General features: G+C 65.5%; 26 protein-coding genes and 1 tRNA gene. 13 read left to right on the forward strand and 14 right to left on the reverse strand.

What is annotated here, in order from left to right; all coding sequences use genetic code 11:
• Positions 1 to 13 precede the first annotated feature (13 nt).
• The 4 genes from AC07XB_RS11910 to AC07XB_RS11925 all read left to right on the forward strand — a co-directional run bounded on the left by AC07XB_RS11910 (position 14) and on the right by AC07XB_RS11925 (position 3,488).
• The gene (locus tag AC07XB_RS11910; RefSeq protein ID WP_492374360.1) at positions 14 to 670 is read left to right on the forward strand and encodes an SCO family protein; all 657 of its coding nucleotides are present in this window, start codon (positions 14 to 16) and stop codon (positions 668 to 670) included.
• A gap of 7 nt (positions 671 to 677) precedes the next feature.
• Positions 678 to 1,781: a COX15/CtaA family protein gene (locus AC07XB_RS11915; protein WP_492374359.1), complete on the forward strand. Its 1,104-nt coding sequence runs from the start codon at positions 678 to 680 to the stop codon at positions 1,779 to 1,781.
• Complete coding sequence (locus AC07XB_RS11920) at positions 1,778 to 2,713, forward strand: heme o synthase (RefSeq protein WP_492374358.1); 936 nt, start codon at positions 1,778 to 1,780, stop codon at positions 2,711 to 2,713. The genes AC07XB_RS11915 and AC07XB_RS11920 overlap by 4 nt, the downstream gene beginning before the upstream one ends.
• 148 nt (positions 2,714 to 2,861) lie before the next feature.
• Positions 2,862 to 3,488 carry an SCO family protein gene (locus tag AC07XB_RS11925; protein WP_492374357.1) on the forward strand — a complete coding sequence of 209 codons (627 nt, stop codon included), beginning with the start codon at positions 2,862 to 2,864 and terminating at the stop codon, positions 3,486 to 3,488.
• Between the two features lie 99 nt (positions 3,489 to 3,587).
• Here the strand turns inward: AC07XB_RS11925 and rpoH are convergent, their stop codons facing one another.
• Positions 3,588 to 4,484: an RNA polymerase sigma factor RpoH gene (gene rpoH, locus AC07XB_RS11930; protein WP_220810654.1), complete on the reverse strand. Its 897-nt coding sequence runs from the start codon at positions 4,482 to 4,484 to the stop codon at positions 3,588 to 3,590.
• A gap of 397 nt (positions 4,485 to 4,881) precedes the next feature.
• On the opposite strand from rpoH, the gene AC07XB_RS11935 reads away from it, so the two are divergent.
• A complete protein-coding gene (locus tag AC07XB_RS11935; protein WP_492374356.1) occupies positions 4,882 to 5,757 on the forward strand; it encodes a pirin family protein in 876 nt (291 codons plus the stop codon).
• Positions 5,758 to 5,781: 24 nt separating this feature from the next.
• On the opposite strand, the gene ybiB is transcribed toward AC07XB_RS11935, so the two are convergent.
• The 5 genes from ybiB to AC07XB_RS11960 all read right to left on the reverse strand — a co-directional run bounded on the left by ybiB (position 5,782) and on the right by AC07XB_RS11960 (position 11,149).
• Positions 5,782 to 6,801 carry a DNA-binding protein YbiB gene (ybiB, locus tag AC07XB_RS11940; RefSeq protein WP_492374355.1) on the reverse strand — a complete coding sequence of 340 codons (1,020 nt, stop codon included), beginning with the start codon at positions 6,799 to 6,801 and terminating at the stop codon, positions 5,782 to 5,784.
• 126 nt (positions 6,802 to 6,927) lie between these two features.
• The gene (locus AC07XB_RS11945) at positions 6,928 to 7,731 is read right to left on the reverse strand and encodes an ABC transporter ATP-binding protein (RefSeq protein WP_174426599.1); all 804 of its coding nucleotides are present in this window, start codon (positions 7,729 to 7,731) and stop codon (positions 6,928 to 6,930) included.
• Between the two features lie 60 nt (positions 7,732 to 7,791).
• Positions 7,792 to 8,649: a nitrate ABC transporter permease gene (gene ntrB, locus AC07XB_RS11950; RefSeq protein WP_492828819.1), complete on the reverse strand. Its 858-nt coding sequence runs from the start codon at positions 8,647 to 8,649 to the stop codon at positions 7,792 to 7,794.
• 166 nt (positions 8,650 to 8,815) lie between these two features.
• Positions 8,816 to 10,135, reverse strand: coding sequence for a CmpA/NrtA family ABC transporter substrate-binding protein (locus AC07XB_RS11955; RefSeq protein WP_492374353.1), 1,320 nt, complete (start codon positions 10,133 to 10,135; stop codon positions 8,816 to 8,818).
• Between the two features lie 360 nt (positions 10,136 to 10,495).
• Complete coding sequence (locus AC07XB_RS11960; protein ID WP_492810476.1) at positions 10,496 to 11,149, reverse strand: ANTAR domain-containing response regulator; 654 nt, start codon at positions 11,147 to 11,149, stop codon at positions 10,496 to 10,498.
• A 208-nt stretch (positions 11,150 to 11,357) separates the two neighbouring features.
• Here AC07XB_RS11960 and AC07XB_RS11965 point away from each other — a divergent pair, with 208 nt between their 5' ends.
• Both AC07XB_RS11965 and maiA read left to right on the forward strand, forming a co-directional pair.
• On the forward strand, positions 11,358 to 12,059 hold the full coding sequence (locus AC07XB_RS11965; RefSeq protein WP_492375312.1) for a fumarylacetoacetate hydrolase family protein: 702 nt from the start codon (positions 11,358 to 11,360) through the stop codon (positions 12,057 to 12,059).
• 4 nt (positions 12,060 to 12,063) lie between these two features.
• Positions 12,064 to 12,711 (forward strand): maleylacetoacetate isomerase, encoded by a 648-nt coding sequence (gene maiA, locus AC07XB_RS11970; RefSeq protein WP_441632303.1) that lies wholly within the window; start codon positions 12,064 to 12,066, stop codon positions 12,709 to 12,711.
• Positions 12,712 to 12,800: 89 nt separating this feature from the next.
• Here maiA and ftsY read toward each other — a convergent pair whose 3' ends face one another.
• Entirely contained in the window at positions 12,801 to 13,946 is a 1,146-nt protein-coding gene (gene ftsY, locus AC07XB_RS11975) for a signal recognition particle-docking protein FtsY (protein WP_492828756.1), read from the reverse strand.
• A 60-nt stretch (positions 13,947 to 14,006) separates the two neighbouring features.
• Between ftsY and AC07XB_RS11980 the strand changes: the two genes are divergently transcribed.
• The 5 genes from AC07XB_RS11980 (at position 14,007) to AC07XB_RS12000 (ending at position 18,659) form a co-directional block, all read left to right on the forward strand.
• On the forward strand, positions 14,007 to 15,530 hold the full coding sequence (locus AC07XB_RS11980; RefSeq protein ID WP_492828754.1) for a M16 family metallopeptidase: 1,524 nt from the start codon (positions 14,007 to 14,009) through the stop codon (positions 15,528 to 15,530).
• 24 nt (positions 15,531 to 15,554) lie between these two features.
• The gene (locus AC07XB_RS11985) at positions 15,555 to 16,916 is read left to right on the forward strand and encodes a M16 family metallopeptidase (protein ID WP_492810481.1); all 1,362 of its coding nucleotides are present in this window, start codon (positions 15,555 to 15,557) and stop codon (positions 16,914 to 16,916) included.
• A gap of 77 nt (positions 16,917 to 16,993) precedes the next feature.
• Positions 16,994 to 17,623 carry a 16S rRNA (guanine(966)-N(2))-methyltransferase RsmD gene (rsmD, locus tag AC07XB_RS11990; protein ID WP_183032820.1) on the forward strand — a complete coding sequence of 210 codons (630 nt, stop codon included), beginning with the start codon at positions 16,994 to 16,996 and terminating at the stop codon, positions 17,621 to 17,623.
• A 217-nt stretch (positions 17,624 to 17,840) separates the two neighbouring features.
• On the forward strand, positions 17,841 to 18,329 hold the full coding sequence (gene coaD / locus AC07XB_RS11995) for a pantetheine-phosphate adenylyltransferase (RefSeq protein ID WP_043343402.1): 489 nt from the start codon (positions 17,841 to 17,843) through the stop codon (positions 18,327 to 18,329).
• Positions 18,330 to 18,398: 69 nt separating this feature from the next.
• The gene (locus tag AC07XB_RS12000; protein WP_150991846.1) at positions 18,399 to 18,659 is read left to right on the forward strand and encodes a YfhL family 4Fe-4S dicluster ferredoxin; all 261 of its coding nucleotides are present in this window, start codon (positions 18,399 to 18,401) and stop codon (positions 18,657 to 18,659) included.
• Positions 18,660 to 18,758: 99 nt separating this feature from the next.
• On the opposite strand, the gene pth is transcribed toward AC07XB_RS12000, so the two are convergent.
• From pth to AC07XB_RS12035, 7 genes are all read right to left on the reverse strand, one after another.
• Complete coding sequence (gene pth, locus AC07XB_RS12005; RefSeq protein WP_043343405.1) at positions 18,759 to 19,352, reverse strand: aminoacyl-tRNA hydrolase; 594 nt, start codon at positions 19,350 to 19,352, stop codon at positions 18,759 to 18,761.
• Between the two features lie 344 nt (positions 19,353 to 19,696).
• Complete coding sequence (locus AC07XB_RS12010) at positions 19,697 to 20,299, reverse strand: 50S ribosomal protein L25/general stress protein Ctc (protein WP_150991842.1); 603 nt, start codon at positions 20,297 to 20,299, stop codon at positions 19,697 to 19,699.
• 121 nt (positions 20,300 to 20,420) lie between these two features.
• The gene (locus tag AC07XB_RS12015; RefSeq protein ID WP_017229695.1) at positions 20,421 to 21,374 is read right to left on the reverse strand and encodes a ribose-phosphate pyrophosphokinase; all 954 of its coding nucleotides are present in this window, start codon (positions 21,372 to 21,374) and stop codon (positions 20,421 to 20,423) included.
• Between the two features lie 96 nt (positions 21,375 to 21,470).
• Positions 21,471 to 21,547 (reverse strand) — tRNA-Gln (locus AC07XB_RS12020).
• Between the two features lie 60 nt (positions 21,548 to 21,607).
• On the reverse strand, positions 21,608 to 22,486 hold the full coding sequence (gene ispE, locus AC07XB_RS12025; protein WP_492828752.1) for a 4-(cytidine 5'-diphospho)-2-C-methyl-D-erythritol kinase: 879 nt from the start codon (positions 22,484 to 22,486) through the stop codon (positions 21,608 to 21,610).
• The gene (gene lolB, locus AC07XB_RS12030; protein WP_492375317.1) at positions 22,483 to 23,103 is read right to left on the reverse strand and encodes a lipoprotein insertase outer membrane protein LolB; all 621 of its coding nucleotides are present in this window, start codon (positions 23,101 to 23,103) and stop codon (positions 22,483 to 22,485) included. The genes ispE and lolB overlap by 4 nt, the downstream gene beginning before the upstream one ends.
• A gap of 119 nt (positions 23,104 to 23,222) precedes the next feature.
• Positions 23,223 to 25,106 carry a tetratricopeptide repeat protein gene (locus AC07XB_RS12035; RefSeq protein ID WP_492810489.1) on the reverse strand — a complete coding sequence of 628 codons (1,884 nt, stop codon included), beginning with the start codon at positions 25,104 to 25,106 and terminating at the stop codon, positions 23,223 to 23,225.
• 141 nt (positions 25,107 to 25,247) lie between these two features.
• Between AC07XB_RS12035 and mutM the strand changes: the two genes are divergently transcribed.
• Positions 25,248 to 26,129, forward strand: a complete 882-nt coding sequence (gene mutM / locus AC07XB_RS12040) for a bifunctional DNA-formamidopyrimidine glycosylase/DNA-(apurinic or apyrimidinic site) lyase (protein ID WP_459372766.1) — start codon at positions 25,248 to 25,250, stop codon at positions 26,127 to 26,129.
• Positions 26,130 to 26,187: the final 58 nt, after the last annotated feature.

Raw genomic sequence — 26,187 nt, forward strand, 5'->3', positions numbered from 1 at the left:
CAGACGAAACACTATGCAACAGCCAGATCCCGCTTCGGCCCAGACCGCCCGCGCCGCGCCGCAAGACTCGCGCATCGACGCCCGCACCCGTCGCGGCCGCATCCAGATGCTGCTGCTTCTGCTGGTGTGCGCTTCGCCTGTCATCGCTTCCTACCTGACGTACTACGTGTTCAAGCCGGCGGGCGGATCCACCAACTACGGCACGCTGATCGAGCCGCAGCGCCCGATGCCCGCGATACAGATCGGCAATGAGCGTGCCGAGTCCGTGCCGCTGGATAGTTTCAAGGGCAAGTGGCTGCTGGTGACGGCGGACGGCGCGGCGTGCGACGAAGCCTGCGCCAAGAAACTGTTCACCATCCGCCAGATCCGCGCGGGGCAAGGCCAGGACCGCGAGCGCATCGTGCCGGTGTGGCTGATCAGTGACGAAGGCCCGATCGATTCCCGCCTGTCTGCTGCCTACAACGAGCCCTATGCCGGCGTGCGCTTCCTGCGCGCCAACCGCGAGGCCATGCAGAAATGGCTGCCGGCGGAACCGGGTGCCCGGATCGAGGACAGCCTGTTCCTGATCGACCCGCTGGGTAACCTGATGATGCGCTTCCCCAAGGAGCCGGACCCCAAGAAGATGAGCTCCGACCTGAAGAAGCTGCTCAAGTACTCTCACATCGGGTGAGGCGCGCATGCTGCTCCAACTCGCCATCATCGGCGTCCTGATCGCGCTGTTCCCCTTGAGCTACGTGCTGGTCAAAGGGGACCGCAACAAGTATCGCAAGCTGGTCTGGATCACCGCCTTCCTGACGCTGGACCTGATCATGTTCGGCAGCTTCACGCGGCTGACGGACTCCGGCCTGGGCTGCCCTGACTGGCCGGGCTGCTATGGCCACTCCAACCCGCACGCGGCGCAGGAACCTATCCGCGCCGCCGAGACGGCCCTGCCCAGCGGGCCCGTGAGCATCACCAAGGCGTGGATCGAGATGATCCACCGCTACTTCGCCATGGCGGTCGGCGTGCTGATCATCACGCTGATGGTGCTGGCCTGGGTCAAGCGGCGCGAACTCAAGCAGTCGCCCTGGTTCGCCACCGGGGTGCTGCTGCTGGTGTGCGTGCAGGGCGCATTCGGGGCCTTTACGGTCACACTCAAGCTGCAGCCCATCATCGTGGTCACGCACCTGATGCTCGGCATGAGCCTGCTGGCAGCGTTGATCTGGCTGGGCTCGCGCAACGATCCACCCTTGCGGGTGGCGCCGCAGGCGGCCGGGCTGCGCTGGCCGGCGCGCATCGCGCTAGCCTTGCTGGTGCTGCAGATCTTCCTGGGCGGCTGGGTGAGCACTAACTATGCTGTGCTGGCGTGTACCGACTTTCCGCTGTGCAACGGCCAGCTCGTGCCGGACATGGACTTCCACCACGGCTTTACGCTGTGGCGCCAGCTCGGCATGACCGCCGACGGCGACTACATCCCGCACTCGGCCCTGGTGGCGATCCATTGGGTGCATCGCGGCTTCGCTTTCGTCGTGCTGGCTTTCCTGGCCTGGTTTGGGCTGCAGGCACGCCGCCATGGTGGCCTCACGCGCAGCGCGGGCTGGTTGCTGGGCTTTCTCGCGCTGCAACTGGCCACAGGTCTGTCGAACATCGTGTTCGACTGGCCGCTGGGTGCCGCGGTGGCGCATAACGGCGGCGCGGCGGTCTTGCTGCTGCTCCTGGTTCGCCTCAACTACAATATAGGGCTCGCGGCCCGGTCCGCTGACATTGCTACCGACGTGCCGGCCGCCGCGCGCGCCACATGAAAGACAAGAACTCTCCAGTGGTTACAGCTACCCACACACATCCCCTCGGGCGGGTTCGCCACCTGATCCGCCAGTACGCCGCCCTGACCAAGCCGCGGGTGACGCAGCTTGCCGTCTTCTGCGCCATCATCGGCATGTTCCTCGCCACGCCCGGCATGGTGCCGTGGCCGGTGCTGATCGGCGGTGCCGCCGGCATCTGGCTGTTGGCAGGTGCCGCTTTCGCCATCAACTGCCTGGTGGAGCAGAAGGTTGATGCGCTGATGCGCCGCACCGCGTGGCGCCCGTCGGCCACCGGCGAGATCACCACCATCCAGACGCTGGTGTTCTCCGCCGTGCTGGGTGGGGCAGGGATGTGGCTGCTGCACGTCTACACCAACGACCTGACCATGTGGCTGACCGTGGCCACCTTCGTGGGCTACGCCGTGGTGTACACCATCCTGCTCAAGCCGGCCACGCCGCAGAACATCGTCATCGGCGGCCTGTCCGGCGCCATGCCGCCGGCGCTTGGCTGGGCGGCGGTCGCGGGCGACCTGCCGGCGGAAGCCTGGTTCCTGGTGCTGATCATCTTCACGTGGACGCCGCCGCACTTCTGGGCCCTGGCCCTGTATCGCCGCGCCGACTACGCCAAGTCCGGCCTGCCGATGCTGCCGGTGACGCACGGCGAGCGCTTCACGCTGCTGCATATCCTGCTGTACACGCTGATCATGATCGCGGCCACGCTGCTGCCTTTTGTGTACGGCATGTGCGGCTATATCTACCTGGCGGCCGCGCTGATCCTGGGGGGCGGGTTCCTGGCCTACTCGTGGAAGATGTATCGCAACTACTCGGATGCGCTGGCGCAACGCACCTTCCGCTTCTCGATCCTGTATCTCTCGCTGCTGTTCGCCGCGCTGCTGGTCGATCACTACTTCAAATTCCTGCCGCAGGCCTGAGCGGGGCGCGCAGGCTTGCGGCATCTTGTCGCGGCCTGCGCGCGTGGCGGCCACGATCGGCGATACTGCGTGTCATCTGTTAATGTGACCTTGTCGCGCCTAGCCGCCTGCCGGGCGGCGCCGGCTCGCCAACACCACCCGAACTCGCATGCCAAACCATTTCCCTTCAGGCTTTCTCCCCACCTTCGCGGCCTTCCGCCGGTTTTGCCTGCTGGCCCTGTGCGCGCTGCTGCTGGCGGCATGCGGCCAGCAGAAGGCTTCCTTCAAGAACGTCGATATCACCGGCGGCAGCGAGTTCGGCAAGGACTTCGTCCTTACCGACCACAACGGCAAGGTGCGCTCCATTGGCGACTTCAAGGGCAAGGCGGTAGTGATGTTCTTCGGCTATACGCATTGCCCTGACGTGTGCCCGACCACCATGGCCGAGCTCAAGGCGGTGATGGAACAACTGGGACCGGACGCCGACAAGGTGCAGGTGTTGTTCGTTACGGTGGATCCGGAGCGTGATACGCAGGCGCTGCTGGCGCAGTATGTGCCGGCCTTCGATCCGCGCTTCCTGGGCATGCGCCCGGCCGACGATGCCGCGCTGCAGAAGGTTGCGAAGGACTTCAAGGTGTTCTACGCCAAGGTGCCGGGCACGTCCCCGAATAACTACACCATGGATCACTCGGCGGGCAGCTATGTGTTCGACCCGAGCGGCAAGCTGCGCCTGTTTATCCGCCACGGCCAGGGGCCGGAGCCGATCGTGCACGACCTCAAGCAACTGCTGTCCTGATGCTGTCATGAGGCGGGCCGCCGGCGCGAAGCCGGCAGGCAAAATAAAACAGGGCCGGTCGCGAGACCGGCCCTGTTCTACTTTTGGTGCGCTTAAGCCTTAGGCAAAGGCCTGCAGCGCACCCTTCATCTTCTTCATCGCCGCGGTTTCGATCTGGCGGATGCGTTCGGCGGAAACGCCGAATTCGTCAGCCAGTTCGTGCAGCGTGGAGCCGCCCGAGCCGTCGTCGTTGACCTGCAGCCAGCGCGCCTCGATGATGCGGCGGCTACGGTCGTCGAGCTTGGACAGCGCTTCTTCCAGGCCTTGCACCTGCAGGCGGTCGTGGCGCTGCGCCTCGATCACGCGGGTGGGCTCGTTGTGGTTGTCGGCCAGGTAGGCGATGGGCGCGAAATCCTCTTCGCCATCGTCGATCTGCCCTTCGAGCGCCAGGTCGCCGCCCGACAGGCGGGTTTCCATCTCCATCACTTCTTCCGGCTTGACGTTCAGCTCGCGCGCAACCGCGTCGATCTGTTCCGGCGTGAAGGTATGGGCACCTTGCTTGTGGCTGCGCAGGTTGAAGAACAGCTTGCGCTGAGCCTTGGTGGTAGCCACCTTGACCATGCGCCAGTTCTTCAGCACGTATTCGTGGATCTCGGCCTTGATCCAGTGCATCGCATAAGACACCAGCCGCACGCCCTGATCCGGGTCGAAGCGCTTCACGGCCTTCATCAGGCCGATATTGCCTTCCTGAATCAGGTCTGCATGGGGCAGGCCATAGCCGAGGTACTGGCGGGCGATGGACACCACCAGGCGCAGGTGCGACAGCACCATGCGGCGCGCCGCATCGACGGAGTCGTGCTCGCGCAACTCGCGCGCGAGCCGCTGCTCTTCCTCGGGGGTAAGCAGGGGAATACGGTGGACAGCCTGGATATAGCTGTCGATATTTCCCAGCGTTCCGGGAAAGGTCAGCGCAAACGTCCCGGCGCCTTGTGGCACCGCAGGCAGACGGTTGGTCATTTGGGTTTGGTCAGCAGATAGGACTGCGTTCACTCGATGGCTCCTTTCGCATCCGGCGGGTGGGTTGCCCGCGTGTGCGGCCCTTTTCGGGGTCTCGCACTGCATTGCAACACATATTAGCACTCAAGCCGGGGGACTGCTAAGTTGGAGTGCCAATAGGGTTGATAGTTCCTGATAATCGAATGGTTCTTCTACATAGTATTTTATTCCGACATCTTGCAGGATGTGACGAGGCCACTATCTCACGCGGGTACGCGAACGATCCGACAGTGGTTAGAGGGCTGATGCCCCTGCCGGTTCTGTCGCCAGTTGAGATGCTGTGTTTCGCTAGCAGCTACACTCTTTTCATTTGTCTCAGTGGCGCTGAGCGTCAGCATCGACCAAATCGGGGAATATCATGTCTGCTATCGAGCACTTGCTAAAGCCGCACACCCGTGACCTCGGCGACTTTGCCGTGAGCCGTCTGCTGCCCGCCGCGGCAACCCAGACTGTCGGCCCATTCATCTTCTTCGACCACATGGGCCCGGTGGCCATGCCGCCAGGGGAAGGCGCCGATGTGCGCCCGCATCCCCACATCGGCCTGGCCACGGTCACCTACCTGTTCGAGGGCGAGATCCTGCACCACGACAGCCTCGGCAGCAAACAGGTCATCAGGCCGGGCGACGTGAACTGGATGACGGCTGGCAGCGGCATTGCGCACTCGGAGCGCTCGCCCCAGTCCGCCCGCGATGCCGGGCCGCGCCTGCACGGCATCCAGACCTGGGTGGCGCTGCCCAAGGAGCACGAGAACGTCGAGCCGTCCTTTCATCACCATCCGGCCGCGACGCTGCCCAAGCTGGAGCGCCCTGGCGTACGCATGACGGTGATTGCGGGCGATGCATTCGGCGCCGAGGCGCCGGTGAAGGTGTTTAGCCGCACGCTCTACGTGGCCATTGAGCTCGAGGCGGGCGCCAGCCTGGAGATTCCGGCGGAGCACGCCGAGCGCGGCATCTACCCGGTGGACGGCACCATCGCCCTGGACGGCGAAGTGTTGCCCGAGCGGCACCTGGCGGTGCTGGTGCCGGGCCAGCCGGTGACGTTGACGGCGCAGGTGGCGTCGCGCGTGATGCTGCTCGGCGGCGACCCGACCGATGGCCATCGCTTTATTTTCTGGAATTTCGTTGCCAGCACCAAGGAAGCGATCGAAGCAGCCTCCCAGCGCTGGGAAGATGACCAGTTCCCGCGCGTGCCGGGCGAGAACGATCGCATTCCGCTTCCACAGCGCAAGCGCTAAAGGCGCCTGCCTGGCGGGCGACGCTCAGACCGGGCTGGCCCAGGCCACGCGCGTGCCTTGCTGCAGGCAGTCGCGGATGGCGTCGATCTGCGTGGCGATCGGGGCAGGCACAGGCGCCTCGCCGTCCAGCACGAGGCGGATCCAGGCCGCGGTCTGGTCCACGTCACTGCCGGGCGGCAATTCCGGTACTTCAACGATAGAGCCCGACGTCGGGTCGACCAAGGTGCGTTGATGCCCGTCGTGCAGCCAGTCGATGCGGCTGTTGCGCCGGGCGTCCGCCACCACCTCGCCCTCTGTGCCTCGCGCCAGCAGCACATTGGCGGGCTCGCGCGAGAAATAATCGGTCAGGGTTTCGCGGTACTCGGGGTGGGTGTAGCTATACAGCCGCAGCGCCTCGGCCGGGCCGTGCGCGCCCACAGGCTGCAACATCTTGACCACCGTATGCGCAGAGTTGCGCAAGCCGATCTGCATGCGCTTGTCCAGCATCCGGGCCAGCGCCGGCGACAGCACGTCGATCGGCAGCACTGCCAGCGGGCCGGGCTGGGCATCCCTGCCGCGCAACTGGGATTCGGCCTGCGCCACGGAGCTGCAAGGCACGATGCCCAGCGCCTCGAACAGCGAGATGCTGGTGACGCGCCCGTTGAACTGGCGGGAGCCGTGCACCAGTACCGGAATGCCCTCGCGCGCCAGCAGCAACGCCAGCAGTGGCACCAGGTTAGGCTGTTTGCGCGCGCCGTTATAGCTGGGGATTGACACCACGACGCGGTCCGCCGGGCCGGCCAGCGGCAGGCAATGCGCGTGCGCGGCATCGAGCATCCCGGCCAGCTCGTGCGGGGCCTCGCCCTTGATGCGATAGGCCATCAGCACCGCGCCCAGCTCGATATCGGCCACGCGGCCTGCCAGCATGGCATCGAACAGCGCCTGGGCATCTTCGCGCGGCAGCGCGCGCGCGCCGTTGACGCCCCGGCCGATTTCCTTGATGTACTTCGCGGCAGCGAAAGCAGGGGCGGCGGGGGCCGCGGGGGAGGTAGGCGTGGTGGTCATGGCGGGTTGGGACTATGTGGTTTGAAGTCCATGATAGCGGAGCGGGCCGGCCGTGCCCATGACAGCCGCAATGCCGGCTCGGCTTCGCCCCTGGCGCGGCAGTGGCAGGCCCGTCATCGCCCCCGCTCAGGCGGCTTCCTTCAGGGCGGGATTGCGCTGCTTGCGGTACAGGAAGTCCAGCACTGCCGTGCGGCATGCGTGGTAATCCTTGTCCTCGGCCAACGCCATGCGCTCGCGTGGCCGCGGCAGGTCCACCTTCAGCACTTCGCCGATGGTGGCCGCGGGGCCGTTGGTCATCATGACGATGCGGTCGGCCAGCAGCACCGCTTCATCCACGTCGTGGGTCACCATCACCACCGTGCTGCGCGTCTTCGCCACGATCTTGATCAGTTCGTCCTGCAGGTGCGCGCGGGTGAGCGCGTCCAGCGCGCCGAAGGGTTCGTCCATCAGCAGCACTTTGGGCTCCATGGCCAGCGCCCGGGCGATGCCCACGCGCTGCTTCATGCCGCCCGAGATCTCCTGCGGATACTTGGCTTCGGCATGCGTCAGGCCAACCAAGGCCAGCGTGTCGTGCGTGCGGGCCTTCAGTTGCGCCTTGCTCTCGCTGGCGCCGAACACGCGCTCCACGCCAAGATAGACATTGTCGAAACAGGTCAGCCAGGGTAGCAGCGAATGGTTCTGGAACACCACCGCCCGATCCGGGCCGGGGCCGGCGATCTCGCGCTCGGCGCAGATCAGCGCGCCGGCGCTGGGCCGGTCCAGCCCGGCCAGCAGGTTAAGCAAGGTGGACTTGCCGCAGCCCGAATGGCCGATCAGCGTAATGAACTCGCCGCTGGCGATGGTCAGGTTGACATCGCGCAGGGCGACGAACGGCCCCTTCTTGGTCTTGAAGGTCTGCCCGACATTCTCGATACGGACGAACTTTTCCATGAGCTTCTCCTTGGGCGCCAGGGCGCGGGTAGCGACTTGGCGTCTTTGCGACTTAGCGTCTTAGTTGCCGTAGCTGAAGCGCTTGGCCAGGCTGAGCAGCGCATATTCGAGCAGCAGCCCGACCACACCGATGATGAAGATCGCGATAACGATGTGTTCCACCTTCAGGTTGTTCCACTCGTCCCACAGCCAGAAGCCGATGCCGGTGCCGCCAGTGAGCATTTCCGCGGCCACGATCACCAGCCAGGCGGTACCGATGGACAGCCGCACGCCGGTGAGCATGTACGGCAGCACGGCGGGCAGCAGCACGCGGGTGAACACCTTCCATTCGGAAAGGTCGAGCACGCGCGCCACATTCAGGTAGTCCTGCGGCACGCGGGTCACGCCCACCGCGGTATTGATCACCATCGGCCAGATCGAGCAGATGAAGATGGCCCAGATCGCCGCCGGGTTTGCCGACTTGAACAGCAGCAGGCCAATGGGCAGCCAAGCCAGCGGCGAGACCGGGCGCAGCAGGCTGATGATGGGCGCCATCATCGCGTTGAGAAAGGCGAAGCGGCCCAGCGCGAAGCCGGCCGGGATGCCGATCAATGCGGCCAGCCCGAAGCCCGCCGCCACGCGCGCCAGCGACGCCAGCACGTTCCAGCCGATGCCCTGGTCATTGGGGCCGTTGCGGTAGAACGGGTCGGCGAACAGCGGCACGGCGGCATGCCAGGTGGCGGCCGGCGTAGGGATGGCGGGGATCATGGTGGCGATGCCGTGCCACATCAGCAGGAACAGCGCAAAGCCCGCGACGGGCGGCATCACCTTGAGCACCACGGCGGTGATGGCGTCGCGCCGCGCCGCGCGGCGGGCCTCGGTTTGCGCGGCGAGCGCGCGGAGCTGGGCGCGTTCATGGGCTTGCGTGTCGCCAACCACGGCTAGCTCGGCGGTGATGCCGGCATCGGCGGGGGCGGCTTGGTTGGCGGCATGCGGGGCCGGCTGGGCTAGTGCATTCACGTCAGGCTCCTTCGGTAGCCGGCGTGTCGCCACGCCGGCGTTCAAGCGGCAATCAAAATCGGAATCACGCCGGGGCGCGTGCGCTTCAGGCCTTGATCTTGAAACCGTCGGCGTAGGCCTTGGGGTCCTTGCTAGCGTCCCACACCACGCCGTCGATCAGCTTCGCGGTACGGAAATCGCTCTTGGGCAGTGGCACCTGCGCGGCCGCAGCGGCCTGTTTGTAGATGTCGATGCGGTTGACCTTCTTCGCCACCTCCAGGTAGTCAGGGTGATCCTTGAGCAAGCCCCAGCGCTTTTGCTGCGTGAGGAACCACATGCCGTCGGAGAGGAAGGGATAGTTGGCGGCGCCGTCCTGGTAGAACTTCATCGAGTCCGGGTCGTCCCAGGTCTTGCCCAGGCCGTTGTCATAGCGGCCCAGCATGCGGTCCAGGATGATGTCCATGTCGGTGTTGACGTAGGACTTGGCGGCGATGGTCTCGGCGGTCTTGCGGCGGTTGGAGGCCGATGCGTCGATATACTTCGAGGCGTCGAGCACGGCGGCCACCATCGCGCGTGCCGTGTTGGGATACTTCTGCACGAACTCTGCCGTGGTGCCCAGGGTCTTTTCCGGGTGATCCTTCCAGATCGCCTGCGTGGTCTCCGCGGTAAAGCCGATCTTGTCGGCGATGGCGCGCGCCCCCCACGGCTCGCCCACACAGAAGCCGTCCATATTGCCCACGCGCATGTTGGCCACCATCTGCGGCGGCGGCACGGTGATGGCCTTGGCGTCCTGCATCGGGTTGATGCCGTTGGCGGCTAGCCAGTAGTACAGCCACATGGCATGGGTGCCGGTGGGGAAGGTCTGGGCGAAGGTGTACTCGCGCTTTTCCTTCATCATCAGCGCCTTCAGGCTGGCGCCGTCCTTGACGCCTTTCTCCGCCAGCTTGGATGACAGCGTGATGGCCTGGCCGTTGTGGTTCAGGTTCATCAGCACCGCCATGTCTTTCTTGGGGCCGCCAATGCCAAGCTGCACGCCATAGATCAGCCCGTACAGCACATGCGCTGCATCGAGTTCGCCGTTGACCAGCTTGTCGCGCACGCCGGCCCAGGAGGCTTCCTTGGTGGGCGTGATCTTGATGCCGTACTTCTTGTCGAAGCCGAGTGTGCCGGCCATGACGACCGAGGCGCAGTCCGTCAGCGGGATGAAGCCGATCCGCACCTCCGGTTTTTCCGGCGCGTCGGAGCCTGCCGCCCATGCGCCAGCGCGTACCAGGGGATCGACCAGGGTGATCACGCTGGCGCCGGCGATGGTGGCCAGGGCGCGGCGCCGTCCGTTGCTGGCGGGCACCGCATCGGCTCCCGTGGTGCTGGCGTCGGTGGCAACTGCTGCATGCAGCGACTTGGCAATCTTCAGGCGAGAGGGCATTGACACGGCTCCAAATAAAAAGCGTCCTGAACTGCTCCGCTTTCGCCAGAAATGCGGGGGGCAGGTCAGGACGCCGTTGTCCCGTGATGCGGCGCGGCCGTCGTTGGCGGCGCACATCGGTATGTGATCGGCCGTCGTTGGCCGATGCTTCGATTATGCAAGCCGCGTGCCAAGGGTTGGGAGGGCTGTTGTCGGGGTCTGACTGCCAGCGAGGGTGGACAAGGAGCCAGAAGCGGGCGCGCCAAAGCGGCGTCCGTGCGCTGCCGGTGCGTGAAAGGTGATGCGGTCGCGCCATCCTTGTGCATTGCACCAAGCGCGTGCGGGGCGCATTGAGGCGCCCGATCATGGTTTGTTCCGGGCTTAGCTCATCACATCGATGACCCGCCGCGCCGCCTCGACGAGCTTGATGCCGCGCTCCATCGCCATGCTGCGCAGCCGCTTGTAAGCCTCGTCCTCGGTCATGCCGCGCTCCTTCATCAGCAGGCCCTTGGCACGCTCCACTTCCTTGCGCTCGGCTAGCTGCAGCCGCGTGGCATCCAGCTCCGCGCGCAGTTCCTGGTCCAGTTCGAAGCGCGCATAGGCCACATCCAGCACGGTCTTGACGCGATCGGCGCGCAGGCCGTCGACGATGTAGGCGGTGATCCCTGCGCTCAGCGCGGCCTTGATGCGCTGGGCGTCGTCGTTGTCCGTGAAGAGCACGATGGGGCGCGGCGCGTGCTGGGTCGACACGCACACATGCTCGACTGTATCGCGCGCAGCGGACTCCGAGGCGATGATGATCAGGTCCGGCTGCCGCGCGACGATTGCGTCGGGCAGCCGCAGGTCGGCATCCACCGTTTCGATGTCCGTGAAGCCCGCAGAGACAAGCCCGGCGCGGATCGTCTCGATATTGAGCGGATCCTCGTCATGCGGATCGCGCACCAGCAAAATGCGCAGCGCGCGTGAACCCGACGCGGCGGGCGCGGGGCTGGCAGGACTCGTCGGGGTGGAGGGGGCAGGGGGGCGTCTGTTCATGGCGTCACTTGGAATGCCTCTTGCCATGCAAGATTCGCGCCGAGATGCCTTTCATTGTATTGCGGGGTTTCCCGGATTCAATGGTTGCCGGCGCACGCGGCCAGAACCGCCGGTGTATGCTATTGCCCTGCTGCGCGGCAGGGCGTCTACTGGCGATGCCAGCATGCTGGCGCGTAGTCTAAAACACAGAATATGCTTGGAGAGATGGATGACCGAATTCGTATTTGCCCCGCCGGCGCCCAATGGCGTGCCCGTGCGCGGCAGCAGCACTCAGTTCCCGGTGCGCCGGGTCTACTGCGTGGGCCGCAACTATGCCGCCCACGCCCGTGAAATGGGTTCGGATCCCGACCGCGAGCCGCCGTTCTTCTTCTGCAAGCCTGCCGACGCCGTGAGCTATGTGGCTGACGGTACCGAAGGCGCCTTCCCCTATCCGCAGGGCACCAGCAATTGCCACTATGAAGTGGAGCTGGTCGTTGCCATCGGCAAGGGCGGCAAGGACATCGCCGAGGCGGATGCCGCGAGCCACGTGTTTGGCTACGCGCTCGGCCTCGACATGACGCGCCGCGACCTGCAGAACGAATCGAAGAAGACCGGTCGCCCCTGGGAAACCGGCAAGGCCTTCGACAAGTCCGCCCCGATCGGCCCGATCGTGCCGGTGTCCGCCATCGGCCATCCGGAGAAGGGCGCGGTCACGCTGTCCGTCAACGGTGTGGAGAAGCAGCGCGGCGACCTGTCGGACCTGATCTGGTCGGTGCCCGAGATGGTGTCGTATCTCTCCAAGCTGTTCGAGCTGCAACCCGGCGACCTGATCTACAGCGGCACGCCCGAAGGCGTGGGCCCGGTGGTCAAGGGCGATGTCATGCTGTGCAAGATCGAAGGCGTGGGCGAGCTCACCGTCAAGGTAGTCTGAGTCCATGCTCAAGCTTTACAGCTACTTTCGCAGCTCCGCCTCGTACCGGGTGCGCATTGCCCTGCAGTTGAAGGGCCTGCCTTACGAGTACATGCCAGTTCATCTGTTGCGCGACGGCGGCCAGCAACTGCTGCCGGCCTACCGGGCGCTGAACCCCGATGCGCTGGTGCCGACCCTGCTGGATGATGATCACGTATTGATCCAATCCGTGGCGATGGTCGAGTACCTCGACGAGACGCATCCCGAGCCGCCTCTGCTGCCGGGCAGCGCGCTCGACCGCGCCTACATCCGCGCGCTGGCGCTGGAGGTCGCGTGCGAGATCCATCCGCTGAACAACCTGCGCGTGCTGAAGTACCTCAAGCACACGCTGGGCGTGGCGGAGGAGGCCAAGGACGCGTGGTATCGCCACTGGGTCGAGCTGGGTTTCGAGTCGGTCAATACCAACCTCGTGCGCTCGGGCAAGGCAGGGCGTTTCTGCTTTGGCGATACGCCGACGCTGGCGGACATCTGCCTGGTACCGCAGGTGTTCAACGCGCAGCGCTTCAATATCGACGTGGCCCGCTACCCGGCCATTGCCAAGGTGTTCGACTCCTGCATGGCGCTGCCTGCGTTCCAGCAGGCCGAGCCCAAGGCGCAGCCGGACGCCGAATAAGCTGCCACGCCAGGTTCGGCAGGCCGCAAAAAGCAAGAAGCCCCGCAAGCGATTGCGGGGCTTTTTTACTGGCGAGCCGGGTGGACTGCTCAGCCGAGCAGTGCGTCGGCGAATTCCTCGGCCTTGAAGGGCTGCAAGTCTTCGACCTTCTCGCCCACGCCGATGAAGTAGACCGGCACCGGGCGCTGGCGCGCGATCGCGGCCAGGATGCCGCCCTTGGCGGTGCCGTCGAGCTTGGTCACGATCAGCCCGGTCAGGCCCAGCGCATCGTCGAACGCCTTGACCTGGGACAGCGCGTTCTGGCCGGTGTTGGCGTCGATCACCAGCAGCGATTCGTGTGGCGCGTTCGGCATCGCCTTGGCGATGACACGCTTGACCTTTTTCAGCTCTTCCATCAGGTGCAACTGCGTGGGCAGGCGGCCCGCGGTATCGGCCATCACGATATCGATGCCACGTGCGCGTGCCGCGTTGACCGCGTCGAAGATCACCGCGGCCGGGTCGCCGCTCTCCTGCGATACCACGGTGACGTTGTTGCGCTCGCCCCAGATGGTCAGCTGCTCGCGCGCGGCGGCGCGGAAGGTGTCGCCCGCGGCCAGCAGCACGGACTGGTCATAGCTCTGGAAGTGCTTGCACAGCTTGCCGATGCTGGTGGTCTTGCCGGCGCCATTGACGCCCGAGATCATCATCACCAGCGGCTGCTCGCGCCCCAGCGACATGGTCTTCTCGAGCGGGCGCAGCAGGTCGGTCAGCAGTTCGCGCAGCGCGGCCTTGACGCCTTCGGAGGTATCGATGCGCTCGTTCTTGACCCGGCGGCGCAGCGCGCTCAGCAGGTGCTCGGTAGCCTCGACGCCGGCGTCGGCCATGATCAGGGCAGTTTCCAGGTCCTCGAACAGGTCTTCGTCGACCTTGACGCCAACAAACAGCGTGCCCAGATTGCGGCTGGTCTTGGATAGCCCGGTGCGCAAGCGCTGCATCCAGCCGCGCTTGGCTTCGGCGGAGGCGGCCGGCGGCGGGGTCAGGACCAGTTCCTCGGCAGCGGCCGGAGTCATGTTCTGGACTGGCTGGATGGCGGTTGGCCGGACGGGAACGACGGCGGCCGGGGCAGGCCCGGCCGCGGGAATGGGGCTTGGTGCGCTGGCGGGCGCCGCGGCCGGTGTGGCGGCGGGCGCCGGGCTTTGCACCTCGGGCGGCGCACCGGCCGGTTCGGCCTTGCGCTTCTTCCAGAAACTAAACATTGGGAAAGGGGTCAATACCCCGGTAGAATCAATCGCCAAAATTCTAGCAGACGGGGTCGCATGAACCATTGTGCTGTCAGGTCCAGGTCGGGCGCCGCCCGTACCGCTTCGCTTCTTGCCGGCGCCGGCGCTGTTCGCCCGGCCGCTTTCTCCCGGCGCCTCGTTCCCACCCTTTTGTTGATCGCGATGCCCTGGTTCGGCGCTGCCTATGCGCAGACCGCCGTGGCGCCGCCGTTGCCGACTGGCCAGGCCACCGCCGCGCAAACCGCCGCGGCGCAGGCCGATACCACCGAGTTCAAGCTGTCCAACGGCATGCGGGTCATCGTCAAGGAAGACCATCGCGCGCCCACCGTAGCCCACCAGATCTGGTATCGCGTAGGCGGCATGGACGAGGTCAGTGGCACCACTGGCGTGGCGCACATGCTTGAACACATGATGTTCAAGGGTACACCAAAGGTCGGGCCGGGCGAGTTTTCCAAGCAGATCGCCGCATTGGGCGGGCGCGAGAACGCCATGACCAACCGCGACTTCACGCTCTATTACCAGCAGATCAGCAAGCAGTACCTGCCGAAGATGATGGAGCTGGAAGCCGACCGCATGGCCAACCTCATCATCAAGAAGGATGAGTTCGAGCGGGAAATGAAGGTCGTGATGGAAGAGCGGCGCCTGCGCACGGACGACTCCGCGCGCGGCACCGTCTACGAGCAGTTGCTGGCCACCGTCTACACCGCCGGGCCCTACCGGCATCCCGTGATCGGCTGGCCGGCCGACCTGGTCAACATGCGCGTGGAAGACGTGCAGGCCTGGTACAAGAACTGGTACGTGCCCGACAACGCGATGCTGGTGGTAACGGGCGACGTCACGGCGGCCGAGGTCAAGGCGCTGGCGGAGCGCACCTACGGCAAGCTCAAGGCCCGCCCGCTGCCGCTGCGCAAGGACCAGCAGGAGCCGGCGCAGAAGGGCATCAAGCGGATCTGGGTCAAGGCCCCGGCCGAGAACCCCTACGTGGTCTTGGCGTACAAGGTGCCGCGCCTGCACGATGTCGAGAAGGACGTCGATCCCTACGCCCTGGAGGTCCTCTCTGCCGTACTGAATGGCTATGACAACGCCCGCCTGACGCGCGACCTGGTGCGCGAGCGCCGCATCGCCGACGACGTCAACGTGGGCTACGACAGCATCAACCGCGGCGAGTCCCTGATGGTGCTCGACGGTACGCCGGCCACTGGCCATACCACCGAGGAGATCGAGCGCGCGCTGCGCGACGAGATCGCCCGTATTGCGCGCGAAGGCGTCTCGCCCGCAGAGCTCAAGCGGGTCAAGGCGCAGGTGGTGGCGGCGCAGATCTACAAGCGCGACTCGGTGTTCGGGCAGGGCATGGAGATCGGCGTGGCCGAGATCGCCGGCATTTCCTGGCGCCAGCTCGACCGCATGCTCGACAAGATCAAGGCCGTCACGCCGGAACAGGTGCAGGCGGTGGCGGGCAAATACTTCAATGACGATAACCTGACCGTGGCGACCCTGCTGCCGCAGCCGATCGACCCGAACAAGGCGAAGGCTCCGGCCGCCGCCGACTCGCTCCGCTGAGCTCTCTAGAGGACAGGACCCAAGATGCCTCTCTTTGCCCCGACGATCCCGTCGCCACGCCTGTTGCGCCGCCTGGCAGGCGCGGCTTGCGGTGCGCTTGCCCTGATCGCCTCGCAGGCCGCGCTGGCTGCGATCCCGATCGAGCAGTGGACCACTTCCACCGGCGCCCGCGTGTATTTCGTGCGCAGCCCGTCCATTCCCATGCTCGACGTCAATATGGATTTCGACGCCGGCAGCCGCTACGACCCGGCCGGCAAGGCCGGCCTTGCCACGCTCGCCTCGGCCCTGCTCGACAAGGGCGCGGCCGCGCAGGATGGCCAGCCGGCCCGCAATGAAGCGCAGGTGGCTGATGCCTTCGCCGACACCGGCGCTGACTTCGGCGGCGCCGCCAGCAGCGATCGCGGCGGCATCGGCCTGCGCACGCTGACCTCCGAGCCGGAGCTCAGCCAGTCGCTCGCGCTGGCCGGGCAGCTGATCAAGGCGCCGTCCTACCCGGATGCCGTGGTGGCGCGCGAGAAGCAACGCCTGATCACCGCCATCCGCGAGGCCGATACCAAGCCCGGCGTGATCGCCGACAAGATGGTGTCGCGTGCGATCTATCCGTCGCACCCGTATGGTGTGTCGCCGACCGAGGCCAGTGTCGAATCGATCACGCGAGCCGATATCGAGCGCTTCTGGCGGGATAATTTCGCGGCGTCGCGTGCCGTCTTGACGCTGATCGGCGCCATCGACCGCAAGCAGGCTGAGACCATTGCCGAGCAGCTGACGCGCGGCCTGCCGGCTGGCGCCACGCCGCCCACGATGCCCCCCGTGCAACTCAAGATCCCGGCCAGCGAGCAGCGCGTGCCGCATCCGGCGCAGCAGGCTACGGTAGCCATCAGTCAGCCCGCCATTGCGCGTGGTGATCCCGACTACTTTGCCCTGCTGGTGGGCAACTACGTGCTCGGCGGCGGCGGCTTCAGCTCGCGCCTGACCGACGAGGTGCGGGAAAAGCGCGGCCTCACCTACGGCGTCGACAGCTACTTCGCGCCGGCCAAGCAGGCAGGGCCCTTCGGCATCGGCTTGCAGACCAAGAAGGCACAGACCAACGAAGCGCTGGCGCTGGTGCGCAAGGTGCTGGCGCAGTACGTGGCGCAAGGCCCCACCGACACCGAACTGAAGGCTGCCAAGGACAATCTGGTCAACGGCTTCCCGCTGCGCATCGACAGCAATCGCAAGCTGCTGACCAATGTGGCCAATATCGGCTGGTATGGGCTGCCGCTGGACTACCTTGACACCTGGACCGCCCAGATCGGCAAGGTCACCCGTACCCAGGTCCGCGAAGCCTTCCAGCGCCACGTGTTCCCGGACGCCATGGCGACTGTCATCGTGGGTGGACCGGAATAACGCAGTGACAGGCGCGGGCGCCGGGAGGCGTTCCCGGCGCTTGCGCTTTTCCGCGCCGCAGGCTCTACAATCACGGCATGAATTCGCGTACCCGATCTCCCTCGCCCGCAGCCAGCGGGCGATCCCCATCCCCCTCGCCGCGGCAGTCTCCTGCCCAGGTCCGCATCATTGGCGGCAAGTGGAAGCGCACGCCGCTGCCCGTGCTCGATGCCGAAGGCCTGCGTCCCACCCCTGACCGCGTGCGCGAGACCCTGTTCAACTGGCTTGGACAGGACATGTCAGGGCTGGCTTGCCTCGACCTGTTTGCCGGCTCCGGCGCACTGGGTTTCGAGGCTGCCTCCCGGGGTGCCCAGCAGGTCACCATGGTCGAAGCCAATCCGCGCGTGGCCAAGCAGCTGCGCGACAACCAGTACCGGCTCGACGCCCAGCAGATCCGGGTGGTGCAAGGCGATGCATTCGCGACCGCGGCACAGATGCCGTCGGCCAGCTTCGACGTGGTGTTCCTCGATCCGCCCTTTGCCGAAGACTGGCTTGGCCCCGCGCTGGAGCATGCGGCGCGGCTATCACGTCCAGGCGGCGCCGTGTATGTGGAAACGGATCGCGCCCTGATCGGCCCCGACGCGCCCGTGCCGGCTGCGCTGGAGATCGTGCGGCATGCGCGGGCTGGCGCGGTGCACTTCCATTTGCTGCAACACAGGAACCTTTGAAGGGCCAGTGGCCGCGAGCATTGTGACCGGTCACCTGAACGCAAGATGCGGCGGCGCGGCAAAACCGCGATGTGGCGGCTTGCAAGTGCCGCGTTTAGAGTTACACTACGCCGCTGTCGCCAACGCTCGTCACGCAGCCTTGGCTCCAGCCCTCACCATAGTGGGCGGGGTCGATCGGTCCATCCAGGACCGGCGGCGGGCAGAACAAGGAGGAAGCATGGTCGTCGCGGTCTATCCCGGCACTTTCGACCCAATGACCCGGGGCCACGAGGATCTGGTGCGCAGAGCATCCAATATCTTCGATGAGCTCGTGGTCGGGGTGGCGCATAGCCCCAACAAGCGCCCGTTCTTTTCGCTGGAAGAGCGCATAGGCATTGCCCGTGAAGTCCTGGGCCACTATCCCAATGTGCGCGTCGAAGGTTTCTCCGGCCTGCTCAAGGATTTTGTCCGCAAGAACAATGCGCGCGTGATCGTGCGGGGTTTGCGCGCGGTATCCGACTTCGAGTACGAGTTCCAGATGGCGGGCATGAACCGTTACCTGCTGCCGGACGTGGAAACCATGTTCCTGACGCCGTCCGACCAGTACCAGTTCATCTCCGGCACCTTCGTGCGCGAGATCGCGGTGCTTGGCGGCGATGTCAGCAAGTTTGTGTTCCCCTCGGTCGAACGCTGGCTTGCGGAAAAGATCAGCAGCAAAACGGAATAAGATAGAGTCTTGCAACATGTCGGCCGCGGCCAGTCGGGCGCGGGACATGCTGGGTTCAAAGGAAACACCATGGCACTATTGATCACCGACGACTGCATCAATTGCGACGTTTGTGAGCCGGAGTGCCCAAACGAAGCCATTTCGATGGGGCCCGAGATCTATGAGATCGACCCCAACAAATGTACCGAATGCGTTGGGCACTTCGACGAGCCGCAATGCCAGCAGGTTTGCCCTGTGGCTTGCATCCCGCACGATCCCAACCGCATTGAGACGCGCGAGATCCTGATGGATCGCTACCGTCTCCTTACGGCGGCCAAACGGGCAGCCTGAGCTACCACCGCGGCTGGCGGCACGAAGTTCGCAGCACAAAAAGCCCCATGACCTTCGCGGTGATGGGGCTTTTTGTTTGGGCGCGCGCATTCAGCGGTTTCAGCGGTTCGTATGCAGTTCCAGCATGGCGCGTTCGGACTCGCCTTTGGCCAGCAACCCAAGCGGTGCGATGCTGCGGTCGATGGCTTCGTCGATGGCCTGCTGCTCCTCGCGGCGCGGCGGCTTCAGCACAAAATTGATCACATCCTCGCGCTCGCCGCCGCCACCGGCCGAATTGCGCGGATGGCCGACACCAATGCGCAGGCGCCAGTAGTCCTGGGTGGTCAGGTGTGCGGAAATGTCCTTGAGGCCATTGTGGCCGCCCGCGCCACCGCCACGCTTGAGCTTGACGGTGCCCGAGGGCAGGTCCATCTCGTCATGGGCCACCGCGATCTCGTCCGGCAGGATCTTGTAGAAGCGCGCGAGCGATACCACGGACAGCCCGGAACGGTTCATGAAGGTGGACGGCTTGAGCAGCCAGATCTCCTGGTCCCACAGCCGGGCACGCGCTGCCAGCCCGTGGAAGCGGCCTTCCACGCGCAGGGTGACGCCGCCCATGCGGGCCAGCTGGTCGACCAGCCAGAAGCCGGCATTGTGGCGCGTGGCTTCGTATTCCGCCCCGGGGTTTCCGAGGCCGACGATGAGTTTGATCATGCGTTGTACTTCTTGGTTGATGGGGCTCGACGCACGAGGCGCGGGGCGGCTGGCAACTGCTTGGCTGCAACTACAACTGCAAAGTCAAAATCAACTGCAGTTTCACCACCCCTGCGGGGCGGCGACCTACTTTTTTGTCTTGCCAAAAACGTAGGCAAAAAAGGCGCGCCATACGGCCTTGGCACACCTTGACGGCTCGCTTCGCATCGCGCATGGGTGTGCTGCCAGAAGCCAAGCATACGCGAACCTCGGGACGAAAAAAAACCGCCGGACGCGCCGGCGGTTTTTTCTTGCGGCTGCGAGAGCCATCCTGTTGCACGGCCCAAAGGCCGCGTTCAGGGTACTCAGGCAGCAGGCGTTTCGCCTTCGGCAGCTTCCGACACGCCGCCGGCCGGCAGCGAGATGCTGGCGATAGCGGGGTTTTCGTCACCGTGGGTGATGGCGCTCACGCCCTTCGGCAGCTTCACGTCGGACAGGTGCAGGGTCTGGCCCAGTTCTGCATTGCCCAGGTCCACTTCGATGAACTCAGGCAGGTCGGCCGGCAGGCACGACACTTCCAGTTCGTTCAGGATGTGGTTGACGATGCCATGGCCCAGCTTCACGCCCGGGGCGTTTTCCTGGTTCATGAAGTGCAGCGGCACCTTGACGTGGATCTTGTCGGTGGCCGACACGCGTTGGAAGTCAACGTGCAGGACCAGCGGCTTGAACGGGTGCATCTGGAAAGCGCGCAGCAGGGCCTTTTCAGCCTTGCCTTCCACTTCGAGGTCGAGAATCGACGAGTGGAATGCTTCTTTCTTCAGCGCGTGGAACAGTGCGTTGTGATCGAGTTCGATCATCTTGGGTTCGGCTGCGCCGCCATAGATGATGCCGGGGGTCTTGCCGGCGTTGCGCAGGCGGCGGCTCGCACCCGTTCCCTGTACGCTACGCTCGAAGGCTACTACTTTCATGATGACTCCAAATGTAAGAGGGCTGTCCGCGACCAGACAGCCCGATGAACCTCGTCACGTGCCGTAGTAGGGGTCTTACTCCCCAAAAACAGCCGCAAACGCGGTAAAGCCTTGAATTCTATCAGGAATCGGCAAACAGCGACATGATCGAGTCGCCCTTGACGATCCGGGTAAAGGTCTCTGCCAGCAGCGATGCGGTCGAGAGCTGGCGAATCTTGCCGGACTGGATGGCATCGTCGCGCAGCGGAATGGTGTCGCACACCACCACTTCATCCAGTTCGGAGTCGGCGATGCGGGCAGCCGCGCCACCGGACAGGACCGGGTGGGTACAGTAAGCGAATACCTTCAGCGCGCCGCGTTCCTTGAGCACCTGGGCCGCCTTGCACAGGGTGCCGCCGGTGTCGATCATGTCATCCATGATCACGCAGTTGCGGCCGTCGACTTCACCGATGATGTTCATCACCTCGGCCACGTTGGCCTTGGGGCGACGCTTGTCGATGATGGCCAGGTCGCAATTCAACTGCTTGGCCAGCGCACGGGCGCGCACCACGCCGCCGACGTCGGGCGAGACCACCAGCAGATTGCCGTAGTTCTTCTCGCGCAGGTCGCCCAGCAGAACCGGGGAGGCGTAGATGTTATCAACCGGGATATCGAAGAAGCCCTGGATCTGGTCGGCGTGGAGGTCCATGGTCAGGACCCGCTCGACGCCGGCAACTTCCAGCATGTTGGCGACCACCTTGGCCGAGATCGCGACGCGCGCCGAACGCGGGCGGCGGTCCTGGCGGGCATAGCCGAAGTAGGGCATGGCGGCAGTGATGCTGCGTGCCGAAGCGCGCTTGAGCGCATCGACCATCACCATCAGTTCCATCAGGTTGTCGTTGGTCGGCGCGCAGGTGGACTGCAGCACGATGACGTGCTTGCCGCGAACATTTTCCTGGATTTCAACTTGGACTTCGCCGTCGGAGAACCGACCGACCTGGGCCTTCCCGAGCGGGATGCCGAGGTGCTGAACGACAGCCTCCGCGAGTTTGGGGTTGGCGTTGCCGGTAAAAACCATCAAGCCTTCGCTGCTCATTCGGTGCACCTGTCTTGCTACTGGAGGGGGAACGATTGCTGCCGGCTAGTGCCGGCAGCTTTTCGTGCAGGTCCGTAAGGACACTGTAGGATGTAATGGCAGGGGAAGAAGGATTCGAACCTTCGAATGCCGGAATCAAAATCCGGTGCCTTGACCAACTTGGCGACTCCCCTACACAACCGGGTACGTCCATCGTCACATTCAACTGCATGCGACGCCGAACGAAAAACTCTTTATGCGAGCGTTGCGAGTGGGTGTTGCGATAAACTCTTCGCACACCTGCCATCCCATTCGGGAGGCAACCGGTCTAGTACCTGCTGCGCAGTTTGCTCGTCGTTAAATCGTGCAAACACGCAGGCTCCGGAACCGGTCATCCTTGCATGTGGACTGTACTGTCTCAACCATTCAAGGGCTCGGGCAACTTCGCCGAACTTCACTGTTGCTATCGCTTCCAGGTCGTTGCGACCGAAACCGAACTTGTTTGTGCATCCAGTGAAGTCCGCTATTATGGTGATCGCCGTATCCCTTGTCAAGCGCTTGTCCGAAAAAATTGCAGCGGTCGGAACATGCTGCCGCGGATGGATGATCACGAACCAGCTTTCAGGCAATTCAACCGTCGTCAGTTCCTCGCCTATCCCTTGCGCGAACGCGTTTTCCCCATGCACAAAGAACGGCACGTCGGCACCTAGTGAAAGGCCGATGCGCTTGAGTTCGTCGCGTCCCAGGCCCAGGCCCCAAAGATGATTCAGTGCCAGCAGCGTGGTCGCCGCGTCCGATGAGCCGCCGCCGATGCCGCCGCCCATCGGCAGCCGCTTGGCAATGGCGATGTCCGCGCCAAAGCGGGTGCCGCCAGCTTGCTGCAAGGCCTGCGCGGCGCGCACGATCAGGTCGCTCTGCGCCGGTACGCCCGGCACGTCGTTGATGCGCTCGATGCGGCCATCATCGCGGCGGAAAAAGTCGAGCGTATCGTTCCAGTCCACCAGTTGGAAAACCGTCTGCAGCGTGTGGTAGCCGTCCGCGCGGCGTCCGGTCACATGCAGGAAGAGATTCAGCTTGGCGGGCGCCGGGCAGTCGCGCAGCGCAGGCGGAGGCAGGGTGCGGGCCGTGCTCATTGTGCTTGCTCCGGATCGATGACCAGGCGTACCGAGAGCGGGTTGGCTGCGCCGTCGCGCGCAAGGTCGATGCGGCGCGGGCTCGCCGTGGCCGGCGTGGATGGCGTTGTGGGCGTGGCTTCCTGCCATGCCACGTAGCGCACGGTCCAGCCGTTCTGCGCCAGGGTGGCCAGCCGTCCGCTGTCGTCACGCGTGGTGCGCGCCGGGCTGCCGGGTGCGGGGCGCGCGTGCAGCCAGTCGCGCAGGCCTGCCACCGGCAGCGAAAACCCAAGTGCTTCCTCCAGCAAGGTATCGACTTCGGGCGCGTTGCGTGGTGGCTGGTTGGGCAGGTCGAGCGTGGCCCCGGAAGGCGTGGAGGTGACCACCGCCAGGGTCTGGCCCAGCGGCGAGATCAGGTCCAGGCGCACATTGCGGCCTTGCTCATGCCATTGGAAGCTGCCCTGCACGCCTTCATCGCGGCCATAGCGCACGTAGTTGGCGGCGAAGCGGCCGCTGAGGTCGCGAGCCTGGGCGGTCTCGCCGGCATCGAACTGCCGCGTGGGCGTGATGCTGGCGCAGGCGGCGAGCCATAAGGGGGCGCTCAGGCAGAGCAGGGCAAGGCGTCGGGATCTGGGCATGGCGTTTGGCGTGCGCGCCGGCGCCGCTGGGCGCCGGGCTGCCGGCCCGGCGCGAGGGCCGGGCGGCGGATGATTGCGGGTGATCGGAATGCCGCGTGACGGCTGCGTACGGCAGGATGCTACTTGGACAGCGCGGAGAGCGGGACGTTATAGCGGCGCAGGGTGTCGATCAGGATGACGTTATCCGGCTCGATCTTGGCGGCTTCGGTCCAGGTCTTGCGTGCCTCGTCCTGCTGGCCGAGTTGCCACAGCACCTCGCCGAGGTGGGCGCCGATTTCGGCCTCGGGTGCCTTGGCGTAAGCGTTGCGCAGCAGTTCGGCGGCCGGCTGCAACTGGCCCAGGCGGAACTTGACCCAGGCCAGGCTATCCATGATGTAGGGATCGTCCGGACCCAGCGCGGAGGCCTTTTCCAGCAGCTTGAGGGCCTCGGGCAGGCGCACGTTGCGGTCCGCAAGCGAATAGCCCAGCGCGTTGTAGCCCTGCTTGGCTTCCGGCTGCATGGCGATCACGCGGCGCAGCAGCTTTTCCATGCTGTCGTAGCGCTTCTCGCGCTCATCGAGCATGGCGAGTTCATAGACCCAGTCCGAGTTGTCGGGCTCCGCCGCGGCGCGTTCATCCAGCACCTTGCGGGCGCGGTCATAGGACTTGGCGTCGATCAGCATGCCAACTTCGGCCTGGCGGATAGCGGTCATGCGCTGCGCGCGCTGGTCGGGCTCGGGTATATCCTCGGCATCGGCCAGCATGTCATTGAATACCGCCTGGGCGTCGTCGAGCTTGCCCATGCGGCCTAGCAACTGCGCGCGCTTGACGGCTGCAGCCGGCGCGAGGCGGGCGTCGTCGATGCGGTCGAGCCAGGCTACGGCTGCCGGGTAGTCCTTCTTTTCCTCGGCGATCTGCGCCAGGTACTGGTAGGCGATATCCGGGCTGGCCGCCGGCACTTGCTCGGCGAGCTGCAGGTATTCCTTCAGGTACAGCTCGGCTTCGTCGTAGCGCTTGGACTGCAGGCTGGTGAGGCCGAGGGCGAGCGGCACGCGCGGATCCTTCGGCGCAATCTTGCGCAGCGTCTCGAACTCCGAGCGCGCGGCTTGCAGGTCGTTTTGCTGCAGGTAGAGGCGGGCCAGCGTGATGTGCCCGTTGACCGAGGCCGGGGCCTTGTCGACGAACGCCTTGAGCCCGGCAATGGCCTGGTCCGGCGCGCTGTCGGCGCGCAGCTCGGCAGCCATCAGCGCGGCGCCTTCGAAGTCGGGACGGATCTTCTGGGCCTCGTCGAGCTCCGCCAGGGCGCCAGGAATATCGTTGGCGGTTTCCTTGGCGCGCGCGAGGGCAAGGTGAGTCTCGGCCGACTTCAGGTCGTTGGCCACCAGGCGCTGCAGCAGCGCGGCCGCGCCGGCGGGATCGCTGGTGCGCGAAAGCTGCTGCTGCATCTGCAGGATGGCCTCCGGCCGCTGGCTCGGCGGCACGCCATTGAGCTGCAGGGCCAGCAGGGGTTCGGCTTCGTCCCATCGGCCGCTCAGGACCAGCAGGGTCGACAGCACTTGCCGCGCGCCGGCGGAGGTGGGCGCAAGCTCTGTCCACAGCCGCGCGGCGTCAAGCGCTTGCTGGGCGCTGCGGGCATTGAACGCGATCTCGGTGGCGCGCTGGGCAAAGCGCGGGTCGTGCGTATTGCGCGCCAGCTCCAGGTACGTCTGGTACGCGGGGCCGACCACGCCGCGCTGGGCGGAGATTTCAGCGGCCAGCACGCGGTAGAGGATGTCCGCGGTCAGTGGCACCGCCGGCAGGGGCATCTTCGGTGGCAGCGGGTTCGAGCGGATTGGCGTGGTGGCCTCCGCGGCGACCTTCATCGCGGGCTTGCCGTCCGCGGGCGCGGCGTGGCTGGCGAGCGGCGCCAGGGCGCAGACTGCCACCGCGGCGGCAGCCGTGGCCGCGAGCCTGTGACGCAGCGGCCGCCGGGGGAAGAGAAGTTGAGCGGTGGTCATCGGGGTACGGTCCAGGCGGTCCGACATGTGGGTGGGTGCTCCAGCACTCAAAGGCGATGGGGAAGGTAAAGGCATTGTAGCCTGCCGCTACAATGCTTTGCTTATCCGCATGGCACCGGCACGGCTGGGGTCTCTGGCGGTTTGAGTGGCACAAAAGGGAGAGGTTCGATGCCTGAGTTGCCGGAGGTCGAAGTGACCCGGCGCGGCTTGCTGCCGCATGTGGTTGGGCGGCGCATTGCCGAAGTGGTGGTGCGCCATCGCGGCCTGCGCTGGCCGGTCGAGCCGGATCTGGAGTCGCAACTGGCCGGGCGGGTGATCGCGCGCATCGAGCGGCGTGGCAAATACCTGCTGCTGGAGTGCGTGCGCCCGGACGGCGAGGCTCCCGGATGGCTGCTGATCCACCTTGGCATGACCGGCACGTTGCGGGTGTTGCCGCAGGCGCCGCCGCCGGGCACGCACGATCACCTTGACCTGGTCCTTGCCGACCCCGACGGTGCGGGCGATGCACAGCCCGGCGCAGCCACCAGCCTGGTGCTGCGCTTTCGCGATCCGAGGCGCTTTGGCGCGGTGCTGTGGAGCCTGCTCGAAGAGTCGCAATTGCCGACCCATCCGCTGCTGAGCAAGCTCGGCATCGAGCCTTTCGACCCACGCTTCGACGGGGCCTGGCTCTATCGCCTGGGACGCGGGCGCAGCGCGGCCATCAAGACCGTGCTTCTCGCGGGCGACATCGTGGTGGGCGTGGGCAATATCTATGCATCGGAAAGCCTGTTTGCCGCAGGCATCCGCCCCACCACGCCGGCCGGGCGCTTGTCTCTGGCGCGTTGCGAACGCCTGGCCGAGGCCGTGCGCGACACGCTGGCCCGCGCGATCGAGCGCGGCGGCAGCACTTTGCGCGACTTTGTCGGCAGCGATGGCAGCAGTGGCTATTTCCAGCTGGATTGCGCCGTGTACGACCGCGCCGGCCATCCATGCCGGGTCTGCGGCACCACCATCCGGCAGATCGTCCAGGGGCAGCGCTCGACGTTCTACTGCCCGAGCTGCCAACGTTGAGTGCGGCGGCGCCGGGCCTGCCGCTCTCGTTGCGCAGGCCGTACGAGAGTGATGATTG

It is taken from the genome of Cupriavidus sp. GW821-FHT02F09, from assembly GCF_059421605.1.